The 6,492-nt window shown below is 61.6% G+C and carries 8 protein-coding genes; 2 read left to right on the top strand and 6 right to left on the bottom strand.

What is annotated here, in order from left to right; genetic code table 11:
* Positions 1-130: 130 nt before the first annotated feature.
* Entirely contained in the window at positions 131-466 is a 336-nt protein-coding gene (locus tag ACLP2E_RS08200; protein WP_442465632.1) for a bacteriohemerythrin, read from the top strand.
* Here the strand turns inward: ACLP2E_RS08200 and ACLP2E_RS08205 are convergent, their stop codons facing one another.
* From ACLP2E_RS08205 to ACLP2E_RS08230, 6 genes are read right to left on the bottom strand one after another with little or no spacing between them, the layout of a single operon-like run.
* On the bottom strand, positions 467-2,416 hold the full coding sequence (locus ACLP2E_RS08205; protein ID WP_442465633.1) for a nitric oxide reductase activation protein NorD: 1,950 nt from the start codon (positions 2,414-2,416) through the stop codon (positions 467-469).
* A gap of 7 nt (positions 2,417-2,423) precedes the next feature.
* The gene (locus ACLP2E_RS08210) at positions 2,424-3,239 is read right to left on the bottom strand and encodes a CbbQ/NirQ/NorQ/GpvN family protein (protein WP_442462040.1); all 816 of its coding nucleotides are present in this window, start codon (positions 3,237-3,239) and stop codon (positions 2,424-2,426) included.
* A 10-nt stretch (positions 3,240-3,249) separates the two neighbouring features.
* Positions 3,250-4,611: a cbb3-type cytochrome c oxidase subunit I gene (locus ACLP2E_RS08215; protein WP_442462039.1), complete on the bottom strand. Its 1,362-nt coding sequence runs from the start codon at positions 4,609-4,611 to the stop codon at positions 3,250-3,252.
* A gap of 21 nt (positions 4,612-4,632) precedes the next feature.
* Positions 4,633-5,091 (bottom strand): c-type cytochrome, encoded by a 459-nt coding sequence (locus tag ACLP2E_RS08220; protein WP_442465634.1) that lies wholly within the window; start codon positions 5,089-5,091, stop codon positions 4,633-4,635.
* Positions 5,088-5,420 (bottom strand): hypothetical protein, encoded by a 333-nt coding sequence (locus ACLP2E_RS08225; protein ID WP_442465635.1) that lies wholly within the window; start codon positions 5,418-5,420, stop codon positions 5,088-5,090. The genes ACLP2E_RS08220 and ACLP2E_RS08225 overlap by 4 nt, the downstream gene beginning before the upstream one ends.
* A 3-nt stretch (positions 5,421-5,423) precedes the next feature.
* Positions 5,424-6,023 (bottom strand): cytochrome c oxidase subunit 3 family protein, encoded by a 600-nt coding sequence (locus tag ACLP2E_RS08230; RefSeq protein ID WP_442465636.1) that lies wholly within the window; start codon positions 6,021-6,023, stop codon positions 5,424-5,426.
* Positions 6,024-6,063: 40 nt separating this feature from the next.
* Here ACLP2E_RS08230 and ACLP2E_RS08235 point away from each other — a divergent pair, with 40 nt between their 5' ends.
* Complete coding sequence (locus ACLP2E_RS08235) at positions 6,064-6,297, top strand: hypothetical protein (protein ID WP_442465637.1); 234 nt, start codon at positions 6,064-6,066, stop codon at positions 6,295-6,297.
* Positions 6,298-6,492 lie beyond the last annotated feature (195 nt).

Raw genomic sequence — 6,492 nt, forward strand, 5'->3', positions numbered from 1 at the left:
GTGCCCATCGAGAGCGCATATTTGAGGTATCAACCCAAATATATGATAACAAGCTCATTTGCCACAATTATGGGCAAGGCGGCGCTGGCTGGACCTTTCTTTTTGGGTGCGTTAACGAATCTATGAGAGAATGCCGCTGATCGAGGAAGCCGATCTGCCGGCCTATCTCGATGCGATCATCGCCGAAATCCGCGCTCATTTCTCCCGAGAGGAAGCGGAAATGGAAAAGGTGGGCGTGCCGATCCTGCATTGCCATAGGGGCCAGCACGCCGCTTTGCTGAAGGAGGCGGAGAATCTGCGCGACGCTTTTTCGCGCGCGGACGGACGGATGCGCCGCCATCTGATCGGCTTCACCCTGGCGCAACTGCTCGCCAACCATATCGCCAGCGTCGACCAGATTTCCTCGACCTTCTTCGAGCGGAGGCGCGTTTCCAACGACGCCGAACCGGCGGGTTGCTGCGGCTGATCACCCCACCAGATGCCGATAAATCGCCGGCAGCGCCGCGCTCAGCTTTTCCGGTTTCGACACGATGGAAAAGCCCGCCGGGCCGAAAAGATGCGGCAGATAGCTTCGCGCCTGCGGGTCGATGGCGACGCAAAACACCGCCTGGCCGCGCCGCCGCGCTTCCTGAACTGCTCGCCGCGTGTCCTCGACGCCGAAACGCCCCTCGTAATGATCGAGATCGTTCGGCTTGCCGTCGGTGATCACCAACAGAAGTTTGCGGGCGTTGGGCCGCTCGCTCAGCCGAAAGGAGACGTGGCGCATGGCGGCGCCGATACGCGTGTAAAATCCCGGTTTCAGCGCGGCGATGCGCGCGTCGACCCTCAACCCGAACGGCTCGTCGAAACTCTTGCAGACATCGACGAACACGCGCTCCTTGCGCAGCGAGGAAAAGGCGTAAAGCGCGACGTCGTCGCCGCAGGCCTGCAACCCGTGCGACAAAGCGACCAGAGCCTCGCGCGCCACGGCGATCACCGGCTGGCCGTTGACGGCGCTTTCGGTCGAGCGCGAGGCATCGAACAGAACCGCCACCGCGAGATCGCGCTCGTCGTTGCGGGCGTCGCGATAAAGTCGCTCGCTGCCTTGCCCGCAAGCGAGCCGGTCGGCTTTCGCGCGTAAAAATTCGTCGAGATCGACTTCGCTGCCCTCGTTCTGCCGCGACAGCATTTTGCGTTTCGGGCGCAAGGCCTCGAACTGACGCCGCACCGCTTCGATGCGATGGCGCGCGGCGGGGTCGAGCATCAAGCCGTGCGGCGCTTCGGCGGCGATATTTTCCAGCACGCGCGTTTGATCGGCGACCAGCGTGCCCTTTTTCCAATCCCATTCGGGATAGACGAAACGTCCGGCCAGCTTCTCGCGGTCGCCGTCCTCCGGCGACAGATCGAGATCGAATTTCAGCCGTGTCTTCGGCTTTTTGTGGTGCTGGGCCAGCCCGATCTTGTCCGCGTCGGACGCCGCCTTGCGCGCCGAATCTTCATCGTCGTCATCGACATCGCGGTTGACGTTGAGGAAGTCAGCGAAGGAGAGAATGGATTCGAATCGATGCAGGATCAGGCTGTCGCGCCGCTCGGCCTGATCGCTTTTGCGTCTTTCGGCTTTTAACGCTTTCTCGGAGCCATCGGCGGCGCCTCCGCCCGGCTCCGGAGCGTCGTCGTCGCGGCGTTTGCCGCCGTCCGCCGGCGGCGCCACGCGCTCGCCCCACATCAGGACAGGTTTATAAGTCTTGTAGGAGGCGGGCGCGGTCAAAGTTTGCAAGGCCGCAGCGTCGCCGGCCAGCGCGCGCTCCAGCGGGGTCTCGATTTTCAAAACCTCGCCCGCCAGTCGCGCGCGAATCCATGTTTCCAGTTCGGTTTCGAGTGGCGGCGCCTTGAAGAGCGCCCGCCCATGCAGCGTTTTGGCGCCAAGCGCGGCGCGGATCGGCGCCAGGCCGGGAAACAGCGCAATGGCCCGCTCGCAATCGCGAAAAATCTGGCGCAGGCGCGCGATATCTCGACGCAGCGGGTCGGCGTGAAAATCGTCGATAGCGTTTGCGGCGACGGCGAGCGCCGCCAGCCAGAGATAAAGTTTGCGGTTCAGATCGGCGTCGGCGAAGGCGTCGATCTTTTCCGGCAGAAACAAGGTCGAGCCGTCGAAACGCGCGGTTTCGATTTTTTCGGCGTCGCGGGCGAAACGCCGCCGCCACGAGCGGCGATGATGCGAAAGGCTTTCGCCGCCGGCCTTGATTTCGACGCCGCTTTCGCCGCCGAGGCCGCGAAACAATACGCCCAGAGCGCCCTTGACCTGAGCCAGTTCCACCGCCGCCGACGGAAATTTTTGCGCGGCGTCGAGGCCGTCAACATAAGAATCCCAAAGCGTCCCGACCGCCTCTTCCGGCTCCCAGAATTTGGTGTTCAGGATTTTTCCGATCAGCGACATGGGGACCTCAGCCGAGGGTCACTTTGACCAGATCGAGCAGTCCGGTTTTCACATCGGGATCGTCGGTGAGGGGTTCGATCAGGGCGGCTTCGATCGTCTGGTCGCGCTTCACGCCATCGACGATCAGACTGGCGCAGGCGACCAGCAGTCGGGTCGAGGCGCCTTCCTCAAGGTCCTGGCCTTTTAGCGCGCGCAGTCGTCCGGCCAGCCGCACCAGGGTTCGGCAGGCGTCGAGATCGAGACCTGTCTCGCGGGAAACGATGGCGGCTTCGATTTCCGGCTTGGGATAGTCGAAGGCGATGGCGACGAAACGCTGGCGCGTCGAAGGTTTCAGCGTCTTCAAAACCGACTGGTAGCCGGGATTATAGGAGATCACGAGCATGAAATCGTCCGGCGCGTGAAGCGTCTCGCCGGTGCGGTCGAGCGGCAGGATGCGGCGGTCGTCGGTGAGCGGATGGAGCACCACGGTCACATCCTTGCGCGCTTCGACCACTTCGTCGAGATAGCAGATTCCGCCGCGCCGCACCGCGCGGGTCAGAGGCCCGTCGCTCCAGATGGTTTCATTGTTCTTGATCAGGTAGCGGCCGGTGAGGTCGGCGGCGGTCAGGTCGTCGTGACAGGCGATGGTGTCGAGATTCAGGTTCAGCCGCGCCGCCATATGGGCGACGAAGCGGGTCTTGCCGCAGCCGGTGGGGCCTTTGAGCAGGATGGGGAGGCGGCGTCGAAACGCCGCCTCGAACATTTCGCATTCATGGCCTTGCGGCTGGTAGAAAGGAAGCGAGGTTTTCGATTCTCTTCCAGGCGTGACAACTGCAAGGCTCATGATGTTCTCCTTATTCGGCGGGGGCGGCTTGCGCGCGGCCGTTCACTGCGATCGCTTCCTGAGAGCGCGGAACGAGCAGCGAGTAGATGAACAAAAAGGCGCCGCACACCGTCACTACGCCCGCGCCGAGGCGCATGATGTAGAACAGGCCGAGCTGGTCCTGCACGTCCATGTAGCTCATGCCCATCACGCGCTCGAGATGCGTTTGCAGCACGCCGGCGAAGGTCAGCGACACGGTCATGAACACAACGCCGCCGGAGAGAAGCCAGAAGCTCAGCATGTTGAGCACCTGGTTATAGGGCGCGCGGTTGAACAGTTGCGGGAAGGCGTAGGTCATGATCGCCAGATTGAGGCAGACATAGGCCCCGTAGAAGGCGAGATGGCCATGCGCCGCCGTGACCTGCGTGCCGTGGGTGTAGAAATTCACGCCATGCAGGGTGTGCAGGAAGCCCCATACGCCGGCGCCGAAGAAGGCCAGCACCGAGCAGCCGAGCGACCAGAGCAGCGCCGCTTTGTTGGGATGGTCGCGGCGGCCCTTCCACACCATGGAGAAGGTGAAGAGCACCATGCCGAAGAAGGGCACGACTTCCAGCGACGAGAACACCGAGCCGATCCACTGCCAGTAGGCCGGCGCGCCGATCCAGTAGAAGTGATGGCCGGTGCCGAGAATGCCGCTGAACAGCGCGGTGGCGACAATGACATAGAGCCATTTCTCGATCACTTCGCGGTCGACGCCGGTCATTTTCAGCATCAGGAAGGCGAGCACCGAAGCCATCACCAGTTCCCACACGCCTTCCACCCACAGATGGACGACATACCACCAGAACATCTTGTCTTCCGACAGGTTGGCCGGGTTATAGAGCGAGAACAGGAAGAAGATGGCGATGCCCCAAAGGCCGAACAGCAGCACATTGGTGATCGCGGTTTTTCGCCCCTGCAACACCGTCATCGAGATGTTGAACAGGAAGATCAAAGCCGCGACGATGATGCCGAGTTTGATCCAAAGCGGCTGCTCCAGATAGGAGCGCGCTTCGGACGCGTAGATGTGGAAAAGATAGCCCACCACCGCCGATAGCGCGCCGCCGAAGAAGATCACGAACTGGATATAGGCGAGTTTTGGCGAGTAGATTTCGCGTTCCGCCTCTTCTGGGATGAGGTAATAGGCGGCGCCAAAGAAGCCGAGCAGCAGCCAGACGATCAGCGCATTGGTGTGGACCATGCGGATGACATTGAAAGGCAAAAGGTCGACTGGAATCAGATTGGGCATGACATAGACGAGACCGCCGAGAAGCCCGAACAGGACCTGGACGGCAAAGATGAGCATGGCGCCAAGCCAATAGGTCTTGGCGATGCTTTGGGTTTTATACTGCATCAAAATCTCCGCTTTTTTGGATCAGTTGACCTTGGCCGGCCGCGGCGGCCAGCCTTGCGTGTTGGTCCGGCTCGCCCAGGCAAGAAAATCGGCGAGATCGTCGAGTTCGGTATCATTCAGGTTGAATTGCGGCATCTGGCGACGGCCTTGAGCGCCGGACGGTTGCGCCTTCATCCAGTCCTTGATCGTCTGGTGCGCGCCGGCAGGGTCTTTTTCGCCGCCCCAGCGCTTGAACACATCGCCGACTTCCGGCGCGAAACGCGCGCCTTCGCCATAGATCGTATGGCAGTCGAAACAGGCGTTGCGCTCCCAGACGCGCTTGCCTCGTACGACCGAGTCGGTGAGATGAGCCTGGTCCGTGCTCTTGGTCAGGATGTAATGGCGGCTATGCGCCGTCAGCCCGACGAAGATGACGAAGAAGAAAAGCGACCCGCCGTAAAAGATGTTGCGGGCCGTGGATTTGGTTAAAACTTCACTCATTCGGTTCCTCCGGCGAATGTTTGGGCGAAAGCAGGCTTTCCGCCGCTAGTCCTGGCGGGCGTCGGGAAGATCAGGAAAGAGACGGCGACCAGAGCCAGCAGGATGAAGACGGCGCTGAAAAAACCGGCGAGCGCGCCGGGCGCCCGGAAAAGCCCGAGGTAGGAGCGCAGGATGATGCGCGCCTTGAACGCCGCGGCGAGGGCTATGACCACGAGCCAGATGGGGCTGGGCTGCGACAGGCCGACAACGTCGCCGGCAAAAGCCAGAATGACCGTCAGGGCCATGAGCGCCGCCCAGTTGAAAAGCAGGGGAAGTGTCGATTCCTGCATGGCTCACCGCAACAGGTAGAAGCAGGGGAAGACGATGACCCAGATCAGATCGACCATGTGCCAGAAGGCGGTTCCGGTCTCGACCGCCATTGGCGAGGCGCTTTTGGCGACGATGGCGAGAATGATCAGCCCCAGCACGACATGCAGGGCGTGAAAGCCGGTAACGAGAAAATAGAGGGTGAAGAACGGGCTTGAATCGATATCCGCGCCGGCGGCGAATTCGCGGGCATATTCAAAGCCCTTGACGACGAGAAAGGCGATCCCGAGCGCGCCCGCCGCGCCCAGAAATTTGCGGGCGAGATTGCGGCGATTTAGACGAGCCGCGTCGTTGGCCAAAGCGGCGAACAGGCCGCTGGTCAGCAGAATGGCAGTATTGATCGTTCCCGCCAGCCGGTCGAGCGTGTCCTGTGCGGCGACAAATCCAAGCGGGTCGCGCGCCCGCGCGCCGGCATAACCGAGCAAAGCCAGGCCGAAAACCGCGAGTTCGGAAGCGATCATCACCCACATCAAAGGGTTGCCCGGCAGGGCGGATAAAGGCCCCCAGCCGGTTTCAACTTTCGCAGCCGGATAGTCCGGCCGGTTCGCGTAAAACGCCTCGCTCATTTCGCCCGCGCCCTTTCATGACGCCAGCAATGGGTTGTCGATGGCCGAAAAACTTTGTCGGGGAACAAGGAGCGGCGCGAATGTCACGCCGGGCGCGGCGACCAATATTCGGGTGAGTGGCCGGCAACCAGCAGCGCGCCGCGTTGCGACGTCTGCAAGCCCCTATGATCACGGCGCCGATTTGATCGCCGGTTACAAAAGAATGCCAATGGTTGCTGGAACGCTGCGGATGGTGGGGCGTGTCCGCATTTCTCTGGAAACTCGGATTGTTTAATCTGACAACGAATTCCCGCTTATGGCGCCAAGCCGCCCTTGTTGGCGGCGCTTGCGAGCTTCCGCAATCCGCCGAGGCCGTGCGAAAACACGATTTTCGGAACTTGCGGCAACAGCGGCCATGAAGCGCGGAGAGTTTTCGGGCGGTTTGGATTTCGTGCGAAGGCGCCTCAGGCGGCTCTCATCGCTTGGATGG

The organism is Rhodoblastus sp. (genome assembly GCF_052145335.1).
Lineage (GTDB): Bacteria > Pseudomonadota > Alphaproteobacteria > Rhizobiales > Beijerinckiaceae > Rhodoblastus.